This is a genomic window from Arthrobacter sp. PsM3, assembly GCF_030433895.1.
Taxonomy (GTDB): Bacteria; Actinomycetota; Actinomycetes; order Actinomycetales; family Micrococcaceae; genus Arthrobacter.
Window position 1 is genome coordinate 1 of record NZ_JARUXE010000013.1, and the last position, 19023, is coordinate 19023.

Consider the following 19023-nt stretch of genomic DNA (forward strand, 5'->3'; position numbering starts at 1 on the left):
TATGGTGATCGTGCTCCGCGTGAGGGCGGGGGACAGCGTCCCAGCTTTGGTGGTGACCGTGACCGTAAGCCGTACAGTGGCGGTGGTGCTGAGCGTAAGCCGTATGGTGATCGTGCTCCGCGTGAGGGCGGGGGACAGCGTCCCAGCTTTGGTGGTGGCGGTGACCGTGACCGTAAGCCGTACAGTGGCGGCGACAGCCGAAAGCCGTTCGGCAGCCGCGATGACCGTCCTGCGCGGAGCTTTGACCGCGATGACCGTCCTGCGCGCAGCTTTGACCGCGGCGACGCCGGTCCCCGCCAGTTCGGCCGCGACCGCGCCGAGGACCGCCCGGTCCGCGTTCCCAATGCCCGGGATCTCCGCAGCGCCAACCGTCCCGACCGCGAACGTTCGCCGCAGATCGACGATGACGTTACGGGCAAGGAACTGGACCGCGCAACGCAGCACCAGATCAAGACCCTGGAGGAAAACAGCGCGGAGTGGGTGGCCCGCCACCTCGTGATGGCCGGACGCCTGATCGACGACGAACCGGAGCTGGCCTTCCAGCACGCCCTCGCAGCCAGCCGCCGCGGCGGCCGCCTCGCCGCCGTCCGTGAAGCCGTGGGCCTCACGGCCTACGCCGCCGGCCACTACGGCGAAGCCCTGCGCGAGTTCCGTACGTACCGGCGCATCAGCGGCTCCAACATGCATCTGCCTGTTATGGCTGACTGCGAACGTGGTCTCGGCCGGCCCGACCGCGCCCTGGAAATGGCACGCTCCGAAGAAGCCAAGGACCTCGACGCTCCCGGCAAGGCGGAACTGGCCATCGTGGCCGCCGGAGCCAGGACCGACCTGGGCCAGCTCGACGCCGCCGTCTCCGAACTGGAAATCGCCCAGCTGGACATCAACCGGGCCTTCTCCTACAGCCCGCGCCTGTTCCGCGCCTACGCCGATGCTCTGACCGCGGTGGGCCGCACGGCCGAAGCGGAAAAATGGCAGCGCCAGGCAGCCGTGGCAGAGAACGCACTCGGCCTCGATGTCTCGGAAGACCCGGACATCATTGACCTCGGCTGGGACGAGGAAGAGGAAGCCCGCGAGGAAGCGCAGCAGCGCCGCCTCCTCAACGACCAGGCCGCCCAGCGGTCCGCCCCGGCTGACCAGGAGCAGACGCCGCGTGTCGCCAGCGCAGCGGCCGTTGCAGGTCTCCCCGAAACGGCCGAGGCGGCAACGAACGCCCTTGACGACGGATCCGACGACGCCGAATCGGACTTCTGGGAGTCCGACGACGCCGAGTCCGATGACGACTCCGTGGAAAAGGACGCCCTGGACCGCTCCGAGGTTCTGACCGGTGAAGACACCGGCGAAACCGGACACGACGGGTCCAACGACGGTTCCCACGACGGGTCCAACGACGGTTCCCACGACGGTTCCCGCGAGCCGGAACGCGCCGAGGGCTGATCGGGAATGGCTGCACCGGAACTGATCTCGACCTTCGACGCCCTGCTCGCCGATCTCGACGGGGTGGTTTACGCGGGACCCCACGCGATACCGGGGGCCGTGGAGTCCCTGCGCCGGCTCGCCGGGATCGGCGTCGGCCTCGGCTATGTCACCAACAATGCCTCCCGGACGCCCGCGGAGGTGGCGCAGCATCTGCGCGACCTGGGTGCCCCGGCGGAGGACCACCAGGTCGTCAGCTCCTCGCAGGCCGCGGGGGAGTTGCTGGCTTCGCTGCTGCCGGCGGGATCCCGCGTTCTTATCACCGGCGGGGCGTCCCTGGCCCAGGAGATTGAACTCGCGGGGCTGGTGCCGGTCAGCAGCGAAGCCGAGCAGCCTGTCGCGGTCGTGCAGGGGTTCCATCCGGACATCGGGTGGAAGGATCTCGCGGAGGCCGCGTACGTCGTTGCGGGCGGGGCCCTGTGGGTGGCCACCAACACGGACATGTCCATTCCCCAGGCCCGGGGCATGGCGCCGGGCAACGGGACGCTGGTAGCCGCGGTGGCTGCCGCCACCGGGCAGCAGCCCCTCGTCGCGGGCAAACCGGAAGCTCCCTTGTTCCATGCTGCCGCGAAGCGGCTGGCTGCGGACCGGCCGCTTGTCGTCGGCGACCGCCTGGACACCGACATCCTCGGCGGCAACAACGCCGGCTTCGCCACGGTCGCCGTCCTGACAGGCGTCGACAGCAGGGAGTCGATCCTCGCCGCCCGCACCCAGGAACGCCCCGACTACCTGATCAACGACCTCACGGACCTCTACCGGCCCTACCCGGCAATTGAGCTCGACGCCGGGCAGCACCGCTGCGGCGAGGCCTCCGCCGTCGTGCACGGGCAGACGGTCCGGGTTACCGGCGACCCCGGCGACCTTGACGCCTGGCGGGCCGCCTGTGCGGCCTGGTGGACAGCCAATCCGGAGACCGCCACCGCCCTGGCGCCGGTCCTCGAATGGCTGGATCACTAGACTGGGCACCATGACCGAGCCCAACGACACCACCGGGACGGACACCACCGGGACGGACGCTGCCGGGGAAGACGCGCAGGTCATCTGGCCGGCGGGTCCGGCAGAACCGGACGAAGCCACCGGGAGCGCTCCCCGGAACGCGGCCGGGGACCCCGCCGTCGTGGCGCTCCTGGACCGTCTCGGTGATTTGCCGGAACTGCCGGTGGCGCTGCACGGGGAGGTCTACGCCGGGCTGCACGACGACCTGCTGGCCTCCCTGAATGAGGACGTCGCAGGACCCGCCGGGGGACAGCCCGCCGGAGGACGAAATACACCCGGAACCACCACTGAAACAGGGGACACCACGCATGAGCAGGCTTGACCAGGCCCTCGTCAGCCGGGGGCTCGCGAGGTCCCGAACCCATGCCGCCCGCCTCGTCGCCGAAGGCAAGGTCAGCTCCAACGGGGAAGTGCTGGCAAAGGCCTCGCTCCAGGTCCAGGACGACATGGTCCTGGACGTCGCCGCCGCCGATGAGGACAACTACGTCAGCCGCGCCGGACACAAACTGGCCGGCGCGCTGGACGCCTTTCCCGCCGTAGAGGTCGAAGGCAAGCGGTGTCTCGACGCCGGTGCCTCCACCGGCGGATTCACCGAGGTGCTCCTGCGCCGCGGGGCGGACCACGTCGTGGCCGTTGATGTCGGTCACGACCAGCTGGTCCCCGTGATCCGCAATGACCCCCGCGTGTCCGTCCACGAAGGCCTCAACGTCCGCTATATGAAGCCGGATGAGATCGGCGGTCCGGTGGCGCTGACGGTGGCGGACTTGTCCTTCATCTCCCTTACCCTCGTCCTGGCCTCCCTCGCGGCGTGCACGGAACCCGGCGGGGACCTGGTCCTGATGGTCAAGCCGCAGTTCGAGATCGGCAAGGACCGGCTGGGCCGCACCGGCGTCGTCACCTCGGAGTGGGAGCGCCGCCTCGCCGTGGGCAAAGTCGCGGCAGAAGCCATGGATTCCGGGCTGGAACTCAAAGGCCTCGCCAGCAGCCCGCTGCCCGGCCAGGACGGAAACGTGGAGTACTTCCTGTGGATAAAGCGCGGGATTGGAACAGACCTGCCTAAGATCGAAGAGCGGGACGCAGCCGTTGCTGCGTTACTCGGAACAATCTGGCCCAAGTACTAGAAGCACTAGAAGGCGGAACCCGATGAGCAGGCGTGTCCTCATCCTTGCCCACACCGGCCGTGAGGAGTCCCTCAAGGCTGCCTGGGAGGCATGCGCCCAGCTCCACGACTCCGGCATCGTTCCGGTCATGCTGAAATCCGAGCTCGGCGACATGGTCCGCTTCTTCGGACGACTCGACCAGCCTGTCGAGATCCTCCATGACCACGTGATGCTGCCCGACGTCGAGCTCGTGATGGTGCTCGGCGGCGACGGCACGATCCTCCGCGCCGCGGAACTGGTGCGCGAGGTCGATGTGCCGCTGCTCGGTGTCAACCTCGGCCACGTCGGATTCCTGGCCGAGAGCGAGCGGGCCGACCTCGCCCAGACCGTCGAATGGATCGCGAGCCGCGAATACACCGTGGAAGAGCGGATGACCATCGACGTCCAGGTCTGGGTGCGCGGGCAGAAAATCTGGCACACCTGGGCCCTCAACGAGGCCGCGATTGAAAAGGGCAACCGGGAACGGATGCTCGAAGTGGTCACCGAGGTCGACGAACGGCCCCTGACGTCCTTCGGCTGCGACGGCGTCGTCCTGGCCACCCCCACCGGCTCCACCGCCTACGCGTTCTCCGCCGGCGGACCGGTGGTGTGGCCCGAGGTTGAGGCCCTCCTGATCGTGCCGATCAGCGCCCACGCGCTCTTCGCCAAGCCGCTGGTCGTCTCGCCCCGTTCCCGGCTCGCGGTCGAAATCCTGAACCGTACCGACGCGCAGGGCGTGCTCTGGTGCGACGGCCGCCGCTCTGTCGACCTCCCGCCCGGAGCGCGCGTGGAAGTGACGCGATCCGCCACGCCTGTGCGGCTTGCCCGCACCCACCAGACGCCTTTCTCCGGCCGCCTGGTGCGCAAGTTCGAACTGCCCATCCAGGGCTGGCGCGGACCCATGCCGCAGGCCGCGGCGGTCCATACCGGCCCGGTGCCGGTGATCCGCACGCCCCGGCCGATGCCCCCGCTTCCCGTTCCGCCGCAGGCTCGGTCGCCGTATGCAGGGCCGGGCGAGACCCCTGATCCATCGACTGCGAAGTGAACCATGCTTGAAGAACTGAGAATCCGCGACCTGGGTGTCATCACCGACGCCACGCTGCCCCTCGGCCCGGGCCTGAGCGTAGTGACCGGTGAAACCGGAGCCGGCAAGACCATGGTGGTGACCGCCCTCGGGCTGCTGCTCGGTGCACGGTCCGACGCCGGAGCCGTGCGCAGCGGCGCGAAGAGTGCCTCCGCCGAGGCCACCGTGAGGCTCGACGCCGGTCACCCGGCCGTGGCGCGCGCCCGTGAGGCAGGGGCCGAGGTCGAGGAGTTCGACGGCGGCGCCGAGCTGCTGCTCGCCCGCAGCGTGGGCGCGGACGGCCGAAGCCGTGCCTACCTCGGCGGACGCGCCGCCCCCGTGGGCGTGCTCGGGGAAATCGGCGAAACCCTCGTCGTGGTCCACGGCCAGTCCGGTCAGATCCGGCTCAAAAGCCCGGTCGCGCAACGGGAGGCCCTCGACAAATTCGCGGGGGGGAGCCTCGCGGCGACGCTCGGCACCTACCAGCAGCTGCACGCGCACTGGAAGTCCAGCCAGGCCCAGCTGGATGAGCTCCGCAGCGCCGCCCGGGAACGGCTCCGCGAGGCCGAATCCCTGGAAGCTGCCCTGGCCGAAATCGACGCCGTCGACCCGCAGCCGGGGGAGGACGAATCGCTCAAAGCCGAAGCCGTCAAGCTCGCCAACGTCGAGGAACTCAGGATCGCGGCCACCACGGCCCACCAGGCGCTCACCGCCGAGGACTTCGGCGACGATGCCGACGCCACCACCCTGGTCGACGCCGCCAAACGCACCCTGGAACACGTCGCCGAACACGACGAGGAACTCGGGTCCGCGGCCGCCAGGCTCGCCGAGGTGGGCTTCCTGCTCAACGACATCGCCACGGAACTCGCCAGCTACCAGGCCGCCCTCGACTCCGAGGGCCCGGAACGGCTCGCCGAGATCGAGAACCGCCGGGGCGCCCTGGCGACGCTGGTGCGCAAGTACGCCCCAAGCATCGACGAGGTGCTGGTCTGGGCCGAGCAGGCCCGGACCCGGTTCCTGGAGCTGCAGGACGACTCCACCCGGATCGAGGCACTGGAGGCCGAGGTGGGCCGCGCCGGGGACGAACTGGTCAAACAGGCCGCGGGGATCAGCAAGTTGCGGAAGAAGGCCGCCAAGGAACTCTCCGCCCGCGTCAGTGCGGAACTCAAGGCCCTGGCGATGGCGGATGCCACCCTGGTCATCACCGTCGAGTCCGGCGGGCAGCCGGGCCCGTTCGGCGCGGACGAGATCTCCTTCCTGCTCCAGCCGCACTCCGGCGCCCCGGGCCGCCCGCTGGGCAAGGGTGCCTCCGGCGGTGAACTGTCCCGCGTGATGCTTGCCATCGAAGTGGTGCTGGCCGCCGTCGACCCGGTCCCGACGTTCGTCTTCGACGAGGTCGACGCGGGCGTGGGCGGCCGTGCCGCTGTCGAGATCGGCCGGCGGCTGGCGATGCTGGCCCGGCACGTCCAGGTGCTGGTGGTGACCCACCTGCCGCAGGTGGCAGCGTTCGCCGACCAGCACATCCGGGTCATCAAGACCTCCGTGCGCGGCAGCGACGGCGCCACGGCAACCGGCTTCACCTCCAGTGACGTCCGGCTTCTCGACGAGGCGGAGCGCGTCCGGGAACTGGCCCGGATGCTCGCGGGCCAGGAGGATTCCGAATCCGCGCAGGCCCACGCCCAGGAGCTGCTCGACGACGCCAGACTCCTGCCGCAGCAGGCCTGAGCCTGTCCAAGGCAGGCCGGGACGGGACGACAATCACAGTGCTTTGCCTCGAACAGACCCTTGAAAGGCTGAATTGATGATAGGCTCGAACTCCGTGGTGCAGCGATCAAATTCCCGTGTAAATTCCCGGTTTCCGGGCTCGTCCAAGACGACCAAACACATCTTCGTCACCGGTGGTGTGGCGTCCTCGCTCGGTAAGGGACTGACGGCTTCGAGCCTCGGTCACCTCCTGCGGGCACGCGGCTTGTCTGTAACAATGCAAAAGCTCGATCCCTATCTGAACGTGGATCCGGGCACGATGAACCCCTTCCAGCACGGCGAAGTCTTCGTGACTGACGACGGTGCCGAAACGGACCTCGACATCGGCCACTACGAGCGCTTCCTCGATGAGAACCTCGAAGGCTCGGCCAACGTCACGACCGGCCAGGTCTACTCCACGGTCATCGCCAAGGAACGCCGCGGCGAATACCTCGGCGACACCGTCCAGGTCATCCCGCACATCACCGACGAGATCAAGCGGCGCATGCGGCTTCCCGCCGAGGGCAAGCACGCGCCCGACGTGATCATCACCGAAATCGGCGGCACCGTGGGCGACATCGAGTCGCAGCCGTTCCTCGAATCCGCCCGCCAGGTCCGCCAGGATATTGGCCGCGGAAATGTGTTCTTCCTGCACGTCTCCCTCGTGCCGTACATCGGCCCGTCGCAGGAGCTGAAGACCAAGCCGACGCAGCACTCCGTTGCCGCGCTGCGTTCCATCGGCATCCAGCCCGAGGCGATCGTGATCCGCTCGGACCGCGAAGTCCCGCAGCCCATGCGCGACAAGATCGGCCGCATGTGCGACGTCGACATCGACGCCGTCATCGGCTGCCCGGATGCGCCGAGCATCTATGACATCCCGAAGACCCTGCACTCCCAGGGCCTGGACTCCTACATCGTCCGCGCCCTCGACCTTCCGTTCAAGGACGTCGACTGGACCAGCTGGGACAGGCTCCTCGACGCGGTCCACAACCCCAAGCACGAGGTTGAGATCGCCTTGGTCGGCAAGTACATCGACCTGCCGGACGCCTACCTGTCCGTGACCGAGGCGCTGCGTGCCGGCGGTTTCGCCAACGACACCAAGGTCAAGATCCGCTGGGTCCCCTCGGACGAATGCGAAACCCACGAGGGCGCGGTCAAGTCCCTCGACGGCGTCGACGCGATCTGTGTCCCTGGCGGCTTCGGCATCCGCGGACTCGAAGGCAAGCTCGGCGCGCTGAAGTATGCCCGCGAAACCAAGCTCCCGGTCCTGGGCCTCTGCCTGGGCTTGCAGTGCATGGTGATCGAGTACGCCCGCAACGTGGTCGGCCTCGAGGGCGCTTCCTCGTCGGAGTTCGAGCCGGATTCCAAGTACCCGGTGATTGCCACGATGGAAGAGCAGCTGGACATCGTCGACGGCAAGGGCGACCTGGGCGGCACCATGCGCCTGGGCCTGTACGAGGCTCGGCTGGACGAAGGGTCCGTGGTCGCCGAGACCTACGGCACCACCAAGGTCAGTGAACGGCACCGCCACCGCTACGAGGTCAACAACAAATACCGCGAGCAGATCGCCGCCCACGGATTGGTGTTCTCCGGAACGTCGCCCGACGGCAAGCTCGTGGAGTACGTGGAGCTTCCCCGCGAAGTCCACCCGTACTATGTGGCCACGCAGGCGCACCCTGAGCTCAGCTCACGCCCGACCAGGCCGCACGCACTGTTCTCGGGACTGGTGAAGGCCGCCCTGGAGCACCAGAAGGGCAACGGCAGCAAAGCCGCAAACGCGGCCGCAAATGCCACTGCAGGCACGCCAAAGGCAGACACAGCCGCGGGCGATCCCTCGGCCGCCAAGTCTGCCCCGGTAGTGTCGAAGTAACCATCAACTGAATCAAAGGACGGCGCGATGCCCGGTACCCCTGAGACCCCCCATGCTGCACGGCTGGTTTCGGATGAACCGAGCCCGCGCCGTCTTTTGTCGTCCCGGACGGTCTACGAGGGCCGGATCTGGGACGTGGTCAGTGACAGTTTCCAGCTCAACGACGACGGCGATCCGCTCGTCCGCGACTACATCGAACACCCGGGTGCGGTGGCGGTCCTCCCGATGAACGATGACGGCGAGGTGCTCTTGATCAAGCAGTACCGGCACCCCGTCGGCATGGACCTCTGGGAGATCCCGGCCGGACTCCTCGATGTTCAGGGTGAGGACTTCGTGGCCGGAGCGGCACGTGAACTCGCCGAGGAAGCCGACCTCATTGCCGGCCAGTGGAATGTCCTGGCCGACTTCTTCAATTCCCCCGGGTCCTCCAGCGAAGCCATCCGCATCTACCTCGCCAGGGACCTGAGCGATGTGCCCGGCCACGAACTCCACGTCCGCACCGACGAAGAGGCCGAAATCGAACTGCACTGGATCCCTTTGGATGCAGCCGTGCTGGCCGTGCTGGAGGGGCGCCTCCACAACCCGTCCGCCGTCGTCGGAATCCTCGCCGCTGCGGCCGCCCGGGCTGACAACTTCAAGGGCCTCCGCCCCGGTGACGCGCCGTGGCCCGCGCATCCCAGCCAGCGGTGATGGTGGAACCGCTGACCGCCGAGTCCCCGGCACTTGCGCAACTCCCGGCACCCGCCCCGGCACAGCCCGCGTCCGGGCAGTCGCCCGCCCCCGCACAGCCCCCGGCCAGGCCGCTGACAGCAATCGACCGCGCCATGGCGGACTACCTGCAGCACATGGGGGTGGAACGGGGGCTTGCGGCCAACACGCTATCCGCCTACCGGCGGGACCTGGCCCGCTACGCCCGGCACTTGGCCCATGCAGGCCGCCAACGCCCCGACGAAATCACTCGGCACGACGTCACAGGCTTCGTGCAGGCGCTCTCCGACGGGTCCGACGGCGGCTCGGCCCTGGGCATCCGGTCCGCGGCCCGGACAGTGGTGGCGGTGCGCGGTCTGCATAAGTTCTGGGCACTTGAGGGTGTCACTCCCACTGACCCGGCCAGCGACGTCCACCCGCCCATGCCCGGCAAGCGGCTGCCCAAAGCCATCAGCGTCGACGAAGTCACCAGGATCCTGGAAGCGGTCCGAACCGACACCGCCACGGGGCTGCGCGACCGGGCCCTGCTGGAGTTCCTCTATTCCACCGGCGCCCGGATCAGCGAAGCGGTGGGTCTCGAGGTCGATGATATCTCCCTGCACAGCGGCGAGGCCGGGGACACCGGTCCGGCAATCGTCCGGCTGTTCGGCAAGGGTTCCAAAGAGCGGCTGGTCCCGCTCGGCTCCTTCGGTGCCCGCGCCCTTGACGCCTACCTCGTCCGGGGCCGCCCGCTGCTATCCGCCAAGGGCAAGGGGACCCCTGCGCTGTTCCTGAACGCCCGCGGGGGGCGGATCAGCCGGCAGAGCGCCTGGACCATCCTCAAGTCCGCCGCCGAGAAGGCCAACATCACCAAGGACGTCTCGCCGCACACCCTGCGGCACTCCTTCGCCACGCACCTGCTCGAGGGCGGGGCCGACGTCCGGGTGGTCCAGGAGCTGCTGGGCCATGCCTCGGTCACCACCACACAGGTCTATACCCTTGTCACGGCGGACACCCTGCGCGAGATCTACGCCGCTGCGCATCCCCGGGCCCTGGGCTAAAGCCAGCACCCGCCTTGCTTTCGTCCCGCTGGCCCGGGTGTGGGAGGATCAGCGCCCGGGCAGCACTCTGTTGGAGCAGGATCTCCTCCGGTTGTCGGTCGTTCCAGGTTGGCGCGGTAGCCGGCCAGTTATTGTCGGCGGCCGCTTATGTTCTTTGAGGGTGGACAGCGGAGCAGTGTTCGGTCTGGAGAGCAGGGAGGCCCTGGCGGCCGTCGCCGCGTCCACGGGTGCGCTTGCTGCTTTCATCGGCACGGGCCCGGCCCTCACGGAACTGCCCGGCGCCGATGCGGACCACCCGGATGCGCCCGGTGCCGATCCGCTGCGGAACGCGGACTCCCTGCCCGGTGCCGGCGCCCTGCTGCGGGATGCGGTTTCCCTGCGGGATACGGCCGCCGTCCGGGACACGGACCCGTTCCGGGGGATCGATCCGTTGCGGGACCTGGCCGATGATTGCCTGGACGCTTTGGCCGGGCTGGCGCGGCTGGAGGCGAGGACGGCGGCGTTGAAGGTGCGGCTGGCCGCGGAATACCTGCACGCCACCAGGGCCCTGGCGGCCCCGGGGTCGTTGCGGGACTCCTGTCAGGAGATGGCCATGACCGCGGAGGTCGCGTGTGTCCTGACCGTCAGCGAGCGGACCGCGGACGGGTTCCTGTGCGACTGCCAGGCACTGACCACGTCGCTGCCGCTGACCCTGGCGGCGCTGCAGGCCGGAACAATTTCCTGGCAGCACGCCCGGATCATGGTCGATGAAACCACCGACCTGGACCGGGCCGCCGCGGCCGGGCTGGAAGCGCACTTCCTGGACCCCCACGCACCGGACGCGGCCCGGGGGTGTCCGGCCGGGGACCTCGTCCCGGGACGGTTCCGGACCAAAGCCCGTGTTTGGCGGGAACGCCACCACCCCGCCAGCATCGAACAACGTCACACCAAGTGTGCCTCGGACCGGCGGGTGGAGTTCCTCCCGGACCGGGACGGGATGGCCTGGTTCTCGGCGTACCTGCCGGCCGGTACCGCCGCGGGGATCTGGGACCGGACCACCGCCGCCGCCCGGGCCCTGCAGGACCCCGACGAGGCCCGCACGCTGGCCCAGCTCCGCGCCGACATCGCCGCCACCTTGCTTCTCACCGGCAACACCGGCAACACCGGCAACACCGGCGCCGCGGGAACCGCAAGCACCGGCACAGGGATGGCCGAGTGCGCCGGGGGAACGGCCGGGACGGGGATGGCCGGGTGCGGGGATGTGCCGTCGCCGCGGGCGCAGGTCCTCATCACCGTCCCGATCCTGTCCCTGCTTGGCGTGGCCGGGGAACCGGCGGTCCTGGACGGGTACGGGCCGATCCCGCCCTCGATGGCCCGGCGCCTCATCGCCGACGGTGCCGGATCGTTTTACCGGGTCCTGACCGACCCGCGGGACGGGGCGCCGCTGGAAATCGGCCGGACCCGCTACCGCCTCACGAAAGCCCAGCGGCGGTGGTTGCGCCTGCGCGACGGGAAGTGCCCGTTCCCGGGCTGCAACAACGCCTCGCTGGATAACGACGCGGACCATCTCCTGGCCTGGGCCGACGGCGGGACCACCGGCATCTCCAACCTCGGCCAGCCCTGCCCCAGACACCACCGCCTCAAACACGGCTCCGCGTGGACACCCACCGGGGCCAGCAAAGACAAACCACCCGGATGGACCTCACCCTCGGGCCGGTACTACCCCAGCGAAGAACAGGACTGGGAACCACCCCACTGGCCACCCGGCCTGCTGGCCACAGACGCGAAGACGGATACATTTACGGACACGTTCACGGAGATGGATGCGGGCACGGACGTGGATAAGGACGCTGGCACGGACGTGGACACGGACGCTGGCACGGACAGGGATACGGACAGGGATACGGAGAGGGACACGGACGCTGGCCTGAACCAGGGCCCCCGGCGGGCCCTTCGGCCTGGACCCCGGCCCGGATCCCGACCAGGAACTCCCCGCGGACCCCTTCCCGGACTGGCACCTCTTCACAGCCGCACATCCATGGCCCGAACCAGATCCGGAGGATCCGGAAGATCCGGAATACCCGGACGATCCAACAGATGTTCCCTACCTCACCATGCGGGCGTCGACAATCTTTGCAGCTCCGGGGTCGGTCTGCTCCGCGCCATCGAATTCGAACCCGTTGCGAAGATAGAACGCCACCGCCCGGGGATTGTTCTTCGCGACCCACAGCATGGCGGGTCCATCACCCGCTGTGGCATCAAGCAACGCCTGTCCCACCCCGGTGCCATAGCGCTCTGCCGCTACGTAAATGCTGAACAACTGACGATCACGCGGGAGTTCCTGGCCTTCCGGGCCGACGCTGGGGCCGAAGAACGCGAAGCCGATGATCTTTCCTCCGCTCTCCGCGATTCTTATGCTCCATTCCTCCCGCGGGTTCCCGAGAACGTGATTCCACATCCGGTGGCGGCCCTGGACGTGCTCGTCGCTGAAGAAGTCCTGAGGGAGCAGCTGAGAATACGCTTCCCGCCAAGTGGCCACGTGCAGTTCAGCGATCTGCGGCGCGTCGGGGAGCGCGGGCTCGCGCAGCGTAAACAACATCACCACATCCTGCCAGAATCCTCGGGCTGGCGACCTTTCTGCGCGCCCGTGTATGTGCACCACGGCCAACGTCATCCGGATCATTTCGGAACCCGGCGGCAGCTATAGGGTGGAGCATATGAAGCCCACTCCAGTCACTCTTTGCTTCCTGCTCCGCGACGCGGACAACGGCACCGAAGTGCTGCTGGGGCTGAAGCGGACCGGGTTCGGCACGGGCAAGATCGTGGGCCTTGGCGGCCACGTCGAAGTGGGGGAGAGCGACGCCGAAGCCGTCGTCCGTGAAGTCTGGGAAGAAGCCGGAGTCATCGTCCGGCAGGAGGACCTGGCCCATGCCGGCGTCGTCGAGTTCCTCTTCCCCAGCCGCCCGGAGTGGAACATGTACTGCAGGCTCTTCACCACCCGCCGCTGGGAGGGCGAGCCGGCGGAGAGCTCGGAGATAACGCCCGAATGGTTCCATATCGGGGCGCTGCCGCTGCACCTGATGTGGCAGGACGCGGAGCACTGGCTGCCGTCCGCCTTGGCCGGCGAGGTGCTCGACGTCGTGGTTGTCCTGAACGAGGACAACGAGACTGTGGCATCTGTGGAAAAACTCTCCGGGGAAATGTAACCCGGACGGGCCAGCCGGAAACAAAACAGTTAGCCTGCAGTTTCAGGACACTACTTTCCAGGGGGAGATCGTGCTTTCCGAGCGCGAACTGGCGTTTATCGCCATTCACAAAGACAGTTATCCGCGGGTCTACCGCTTTGTCCGACGGCGGGTGGAATCGGCCGATATCGCGGAGGAGCTTGCCGCGGACGTCTTCCGGGTGGTGTGGCAGAAGTGGGGAGACGAGCCCCGGTCGGACCTGGCGTGGCTCCTGACAGTGGCGCGCAACCTGGTTGGCAACGCGTACCGGAGCCGGGACCGCCAGCAGGCGCTGCAGGAAAAGCTCAGGGCCGCCGCCGTTGTCAGGGGCGGCGAAGACTCCGGGAATGTCGCCGTCCAGGATGCCATGGCGCAATTGCGCGACAAGGACCGCGACATTCTCCAGCTCGCGTACTGGGACGAATTGAGCACCGCCGAAATCGCCGGCGTCCTGCAATGCAGCGAATCCGCCGCCAAGGTCCGCCTGCACCGGGCACGGGCTGCGTTCCGAAAGCACATGACGTCCGGCGCCGAATCGATCACGGCTGAAGCGACCACACAGAAGATGGGTGCCTGAAATGGATCCGATCAAAGACAGAATTTCCGCTACGGACCCCGTGCACCTGGATCCGTCCGTGCCCGATGGCGAAGCGGCCCTGCGCCGGATGTTCTCCGGGCCTGTGGCCTTCACTGACACCGGCCTGGCCGATGTGGCGTCCCTGGACGAAGTCCGCCGCCGCCGCCGTGCACGGCTCGCCGGGGCCCTGACGATCGCTGTGGCGGCCGTGGCTGCAGGCGTCCTGGTTGCCACCAACCTTGGTGCGCTCACGACGGCGCCGGAACCGGCGAGCAGCGTGGCGGCAACGGAAACCACGGCCCCCGCCAGTCCCTCTGCGACGCCGACCGCGACTCCGAGCACCACGCCGAGTGCCACGCCCGCGCCCCCGGTGGCCTGGACCGCTTTCACCGACTCCACCGGCCAAGCGACCTTCCAACACCCGGCGGACTGGACAGTCACCGAGACCCCGGGAGCGGCGGCGGCCGGGCTGGAGAAGTGGACCAGCGACATCACCGTCACGGACGCGACCGGGAAACAGCTCGCCATGCTGCGAGCCATCCCGCAGGCATCCGGAGCTTCAGTGCCGGCAGTGCCGTACCAGACCCTCGACGCCGTGACCCTGGACATCCCCCAGGCCACCGCGGGCGCACCGTCCGGGCCGACCCGGTTCAAGTTCCGCGTACTGGAAGGAGCGGCGGTGTTCGGCGCCTTGACGATCGATTCGAGCGGCATGCCGGCGTCGGGAACCGCCAGCCAACTGCTGTCCTCGATCCGCACCCCGGACGGCGTGCCGGCCATCACCTTCGGTTCCGGCCAGATCCTGACTGCCGACGGCAGCGACACGCAGCTGAAGTTCACGTCTTTAGCCGAGGCGAAGGCCTACATGGCCTCGCAGGAATACCGGGACATCAAGCGGATGCTGGTTTCGCTGGAACTAAAATCCGTCCGGAAGCCAACGGCGTGGACCAGGTACACCAGCGCCAACGGGCTGGGCAGTTTCGACTACCCGGACAACTGGTCCGTGACCAGCCGCGAAGGCGGCCGCTACTCCGACGTGACCAACGAATCGGGCCGCGTGCTGCTGACCCTGGGCTTCAACCAGACACGCAACCGCCCGAACATCATTTCCCCGTGCACCCCGTTCACGGTGCTGGACAGCACTGCCATGACTTTCCCCTCCGACAGGCAGGGCGAGCGGGCCATCGCTCCCCAGTTTATCTTCCGGGTGTGGGACGTCCGCCAGCTGGGCCAGCCATCGGTTCCGTTTGCCGGGAACCTGGGCATTGCGGATGAAAGCTGGGGAGTGAACGGCACCACCTGCGATCCGCAGAACGTCGTGAGCGGCCTGCCCTCAGGCGAATACTTCTTCGCCCAGAACTACAACACGGGCGACGCGTCGGACCTGCAGTTCCAGTCCCTCGAGGAGGCACGTAAGTACATGGAAACGGCCGAGTTCGCGACGCTCAAACGCATTGTGCTGTCACTGAAGATCAACGCGGGCTAGCAGACAGCGCCCCAGCAGACAGCTCCCAACGACAGAAAAGCGGGCCGGCCACCTCCTAGAGGTGACCGGCCCGCCGTCGTACGTGCTCGAAACTAGGCCACGTGCCGTTCTTCGACGCCGTTGTATTCGCTCAGCGGTCGGATCAGCGAGTTCGAGGCCAGCTGCTCCATGATGTGCGCGGTCCAGCCGGTGATGCGGCTGGCAACGAACAGCGGAGTGAAGGTCGGGGTGTCGAAGCCCATCAGGTGGTACGTGGGGCCGGCCGGGTAGTCGAGGTTCGGCTTGATCGCCTTCGCCTCGTCCATCGCCGACTCCAGACCGTTGTACAGCCCCAGAAGCTCCGGCCGGCCGTAGTGGGCGATCATCTTGTCCAGGGCGGCCTTCATGGTGGGCACCCGGGAATCGCCGTGCTTGTAGACACGGTGGCCGAAGCCCATGACCTTCTTCTTCTGCGCCAGGGCATCCTCCATCCACGCCTTCGCGCGGGTGGCGGCCTCATCCAGCGACTCCTCCGGACGGATGCCGATCTCGTCGAAGGTGTGCATCACTGCCTCGTTCGCCCCGCCGTGCAGCGGGCCCTTGAGCGCGCCGATCGCCCCGGTCACGGCCGAATGCAGGTCCGAGAGGGTCGAGGTGATCACGCGGGCCGTGAAGGTGGAGGCGTTGAAGGAGTGCTCGGCGTACAGGATCATCGAGACGTTGAAGGCCTCGACGACCTCCTGGACCGGCTCCTCGCCGAAGGCCATCCAGAGGAAGTTGGCCGAGTAGCCCAGGTCCTCGCGGGGCTCCACCACGTCCTGGCCGTGACGGCGGCGCTGGTCGTAGGACACCACCGCCGGCATCGCAGCGAACAGGTCCGCAGCCTTGGCCATGTTGGCCTCGCGCGAGGAGTCCTCGGCGAGCGGGTGCCGGGCGCCCATCACGGAAGCCGCCGTGCGGCAGACGTCCATCGGATGCGACGTGGTCGGCAGTGCGTCGATGACCTGCTTGACGACGGGATCCAGCGCACGCCCGGCGCGTTCCCGCGCAGTGAACTCCGCCAGCTGCTCCGCATCCGGCAGTTCGCCGTTCCACAGCAGGTAGGCGACTTCCTCGAAGCTGCACTTGGCAGCCAGCTCCTGCACGGGGTAGCCGCGGTAGAGCAGCGAGTTGGTGTCCGGGTTCACCTTGGACACCGCGGTGTAATCCACCACGACGCCGGCGAGGCCCTTTTTAATCTCTTGTTCAGCCATGCTGAAACTCCTTCGTTCCTGTCGCCTGTTGAAACCGGCCGGAGCCGGAAGTCCGATGCGGGGCTTACTGACCCGGGATCTGGAAATTGAAAACCCCGGTATCGAAGCTGTTGTAGGCCTCGTAGTCCACGAGGTCATACAAACGCGCCCGGGTCAGCATGTTCCCGACCTGGGCCTCCTGGGTACCGTCAGCCTTAATCGATTCCAGCGTACGCTCCGCAGCGCCCATGGCACTACGGAGGAGGGTCACCGGGTAGATGATCATGTTGACCCCGACGCCGGCGAGCTGCTCCACGGTGAACAGCGCGCTCTGGCCGAACTCGGTCATATTGGCCAGGATCGGCACGTCGACGGCGTCGCGGATCGCCTGGAACTCGCCCAGGTCCTTCATGGCCTCCGGGAAGATGGCGTCAGCCCCGGCCTCTACGAGTGCCTTCGCGCGGTCCTGCGTGGCCTTGAGGCCATCCGTGGCCCGGATGTCGGTCCGTGCCATGATCAGGAAGTTCGGGTCGCGTCGGGCATCGGCTGCCGCCCGGATCCGCTTGGTTGCGGTGTCCAGGTCCACGACATTCTTGCCGTCGAGGTGGCCGCAGCGCTTCGGGTTGAACTGGTCCTCGATATGCAGGCCGGCGAGGCCGGCGTTCTCGATTTCCTGGACCGAGCGGGCCACGTTCATCGGCTCGCCGAAGCCGGTGTCGGCGTCGACAATGCAGGGCAGGTCTGTCATCCGGGCGATCTGCCCGGCCCGGGTGGCCACCTCGGTGAGCGTGGTCAGGCCGATGTCCGGCAGTCCCAGGTCGTTGGCGAGGACGGCGCCGGAGATGTAGACCCCGGCGAAGCCCTTTTCCTCGATCAGCCGCGCCGAAAGCGGGTTGAACGCACCCGGGAACTGCTGGATGGTCCCGGAGGCCAGGAGCTCGCGGAAGCGGAGGCGCTTCTGCTCCGGCGTCACCTTCGAGTACAGCATTAGAAGAGTCCCTTCGGTGCGGCGGCCAGATCGATCACGCCGTCGGCGGCCTGGATGTTGAGCTGGTCCAGCTCGCCGGCGGACAGTTCGGGCAGGCGTGCGGCGGCGGCGAGGAAGCGTTCGATTTCCTCGTCGGCGACGAGGCCGGCGGCGAGGGTGCGGAACTTGTTCACGTACTGTTCGCGGGCGAACGGCCGGGCGCCCAGCGGGTGCGCGTCGGCAACGGCGATCGACTCGGTGATGACCGCGCCGTCCGTGAGCGTGATGACCACGGTTCCGCCGAAGGCCTTCTCGGCGATGTCGAGGGAGTGGTACCGGCGGGTCCACTCGGGATCCTCAACCGTGGTGACCTTGTGCCAGAGTTCCACGGTGTCCGGGCGTGCCGCGCGTTCCGGGGCGTAGGAATCGACGTGGTGCCAGGAGCCGTCCTGCAGGGCGACCGTGAAGATGTACGGGATGGAGTGGTCCAGCGTTTCGCGGCTGGCCGTGGGGCTGTACTTCTGCGGATCGTTGGCGCCGGAGCCGATCACGAAGTGCGTATGGTGGCTGGTCTTGATCAGTACGGACGCCACGTTGGCCGGGTCGGTAACCTCCGGGTGTTCGCCGTGGAGCTTGCGCGCCAGGTCGATCCACGCCTGGGCCTGGTACTCGGCCGAGTGCTCCTTGGTGTAGGTGTCCATGATGGCGCGCTTGGGCTCGCCCGGGGTCGGCAGCGGCACGGTGTAGGAGGCGTCGGGGCCGTCCAGCATCCAGGCGATGACGCCGTCCTCGCCTTCGTAGATCGGCACCGGCGATGTCTGGCCGCGCATGGCACGGTCCGCTGACTCGACGGCCATCTTGCCGGCGAACGCCGGGGCGTGGGCCTTCCAGGTGGAGATCTCGCCCTTGCGGGACTGCCGCGTGGCGGTGGTGGTGTGCAGCGCCTGGCCGATGGACTGGAAGATCGTCTCGACGTCGAGTCCCAGCAGGGTGCCGATGCCGGCGGCGGCGGAGGGGCCGAGGTGGGCGACATGGTCGATCTTGTGCTTGTGCAGGCAGATGGCCTTGACCAGGTTGACCTGGATTTCATAGCCGGTGGCGATGCCCCGGATCAGGTCCTGGCCGCTGGAGCCCACGTGCTGGGCCACGGCGAGGATCGGCGGGATGTTGTCGCCCGGGTGGGAGTACTCCGCCGCGAGGAAGGTGTCGTGGTAGTCGAGTTCACGGACAGCGACGCCGTTGGCCCAGGCCGCCCATTCGGGGGCCACGCGCTCCTCGATGCCAAAGACCTTCGAGCCCTTTCCGCCCGTCGTGGGGCCGTGGGTCAGCGCCTGGGCGCGGGCCGCGACGATCGGGGCGCGGTTCAGCGAGGCAATCGCCACCGAGGCGTTGTCGATCACCCGGTTGATGACCATGTCGGTGACCTCCGCGGAGACGGCGACGGGATCGGCGGCCACTGTCGCAATCTTGAACGCGAGCTGGTCTTCGCGGGGCAGGTTTTCCTCGCTCTTGTAAACGCGGACGTGGTGTTCCTTGACCATGGTGTT

At 68.0% G+C, this 19023-nt stretch carries 17 protein-coding genes and 1 pseudogene; 13 read left to right on the forward strand and 5 right to left on the reverse strand.

Annotation, left to right across the window (positions count from 1 at the left end):
- The coding region (locus QCD75_RS08825; RefSeq protein ID WP_301227711.1) for a hypothetical protein at positions 1-492 on the reverse strand (492 nt) is incomplete at its 3' end.
- Here QCD75_RS08825 and QCD75_RS08830 point away from each other — a divergent pair.
- From QCD75_RS08830 to QCD75_RS08875, 10 genes and pseudogenes are all read left to right on the forward strand, one after another.
- Positions 481-1434: a hypothetical protein gene (locus tag QCD75_RS08830; protein WP_301227713.1), complete on the forward strand. Its 954-nt coding sequence runs from the start codon at positions 481-483 to the stop codon at positions 1432-1434. The genes QCD75_RS08825 and QCD75_RS08830 overlap by 12 nt on opposite strands.
- Positions 1435-1440: 6 nt before the next feature.
- Positions 1441-2430: an HAD-IIA family hydrolase gene (locus QCD75_RS08835; protein WP_301227716.1), complete on the forward strand. Its 990-nt coding sequence runs from the start codon at positions 1441-1443 to the stop codon at positions 2428-2430.
- A gap of 10 nt (positions 2431-2440) precedes the next feature.
- Entirely contained in the window at positions 2441-2791 is a 351-nt protein-coding gene (locus tag QCD75_RS08840; protein WP_301227718.1) for a hypothetical protein, read from the forward strand.
- Positions 2778-3590, forward strand: coding sequence for a TlyA family RNA methyltransferase (locus QCD75_RS08845; RefSeq protein WP_301227720.1), 813 nt, complete (start codon positions 2778-2780; stop codon positions 3588-3590). The genes QCD75_RS08840 and QCD75_RS08845 overlap by 14 nt, the downstream gene beginning before the upstream one ends.
- Before the next feature lie 22 nt (positions 3591-3612).
- Positions 3613-4653 carry an NAD kinase gene (locus tag QCD75_RS08850; protein ID WP_301227722.1) on the forward strand — a complete coding sequence of 347 codons (1041 nt, stop codon included), beginning with the start codon at positions 3613-3615 and terminating at the stop codon, positions 4651-4653.
- 3 nt (positions 4654-4656) lie between these two features.
- Entirely contained in the window at positions 4657-6396 is a 1740-nt protein-coding gene (recN, locus tag QCD75_RS08855; RefSeq protein WP_301227724.1) for a DNA repair protein RecN, read from the forward strand.
- 76 nt (positions 6397-6472) lie between these two features.
- Positions 6473-8284, forward strand: a complete 1812-nt coding sequence (locus QCD75_RS08860; protein WP_301227726.1) for a CTP synthase — start codon at positions 6473-6475, stop codon at positions 8282-8284.
- Positions 8285-8311: 27 nt separating this feature from the next.
- Complete coding sequence (locus QCD75_RS08865) at positions 8312-8974, forward strand: NUDIX domain-containing protein (RefSeq protein ID WP_301227728.1); 663 nt, start codon at positions 8312-8314, stop codon at positions 8972-8974.
- Positions 8974-10032, forward strand: a complete 1059-nt coding sequence (gene xerD / locus QCD75_RS08870) for a site-specific tyrosine recombinase XerD (RefSeq protein WP_441005456.1) — start codon at positions 8974-8976, stop codon at positions 10030-10032. The genes QCD75_RS08865 and xerD overlap by 1 nt, the downstream gene beginning before the upstream one ends.
- A gap of 160 nt (positions 10033-10192) precedes the next feature.
- Positions 10193-11773: pseudogene (locus tag QCD75_RS08875) on the forward strand (DUF222 domain-containing protein); the annotation flags it as partial.
- A gap of 342 nt (positions 11774-12115) precedes the next feature.
- On the opposite strand, the gene QCD75_RS22190 reads toward QCD75_RS08875, so the two are convergent.
- Entirely contained in the window at positions 12116-12694 is a 579-nt protein-coding gene (locus QCD75_RS22190) for a GNAT family N-acetyltransferase (protein WP_367400642.1), read from the reverse strand.
- 34 nt (positions 12695-12728) lie between these two features.
- Here QCD75_RS22190 and QCD75_RS08885 point away from each other — a divergent pair, with 34 nt between their 5' ends.
- The 3 genes from QCD75_RS08885 to QCD75_RS08895 all read left to right on the forward strand — a co-directional run bounded on the left by QCD75_RS08885 (position 12729) and on the right by QCD75_RS08895 (position 15298).
- On the forward strand, positions 12729-13217 hold the full coding sequence (locus tag QCD75_RS08885; RefSeq protein ID WP_301227730.1) for an 8-oxo-dGTP diphosphatase: 489 nt from the start codon (positions 12729-12731) through the stop codon (positions 13215-13217).
- 70 nt (positions 13218-13287) lie between these two features.
- Entirely contained in the window at positions 13288-13812 is a 525-nt protein-coding gene (locus QCD75_RS08890; RefSeq protein ID WP_301227732.1) for an RNA polymerase sigma factor, read from the forward strand.
- A 1-nt stretch (position 13813) separates the two neighbouring features.
- A complete protein-coding gene (locus QCD75_RS08895; RefSeq protein ID WP_301227734.1) occupies positions 13814-15298 on the forward strand; it encodes a hypothetical protein in 1485 nt (494 codons plus the stop codon).
- Positions 15299-15390: 92 nt separating this feature from the next.
- Here QCD75_RS08895 and QCD75_RS08900 read toward each other — a convergent pair whose 3' ends face one another.
- The 3 genes from QCD75_RS08900 to QCD75_RS08910 form a co-directional block, all read right to left on the reverse strand.
- On the reverse strand, positions 15391-16530 hold the full coding sequence (locus QCD75_RS08900) for a bifunctional 2-methylcitrate synthase/citrate synthase (RefSeq protein ID WP_301227736.1): 1140 nt from the start codon (positions 16528-16530) through the stop codon (positions 15391-15393).
- 64 nt (positions 16531-16594) lie between these two features.
- Entirely contained in the window at positions 16595-17497 is a 903-nt protein-coding gene (prpB, locus tag QCD75_RS08905) for a methylisocitrate lyase (protein WP_301227738.1), read from the reverse strand.
- Complete coding sequence (locus QCD75_RS08910; protein WP_301227740.1) at positions 17497-19017, reverse strand: MmgE/PrpD family protein; 1521 nt, start codon at positions 19015-19017, stop codon at positions 17497-17499. Before QCD75_RS08910 ends, prpB begins: the two co-directional genes overlap by 1 nt.
- Positions 19018-19023 lie beyond the last annotated feature (6 nt).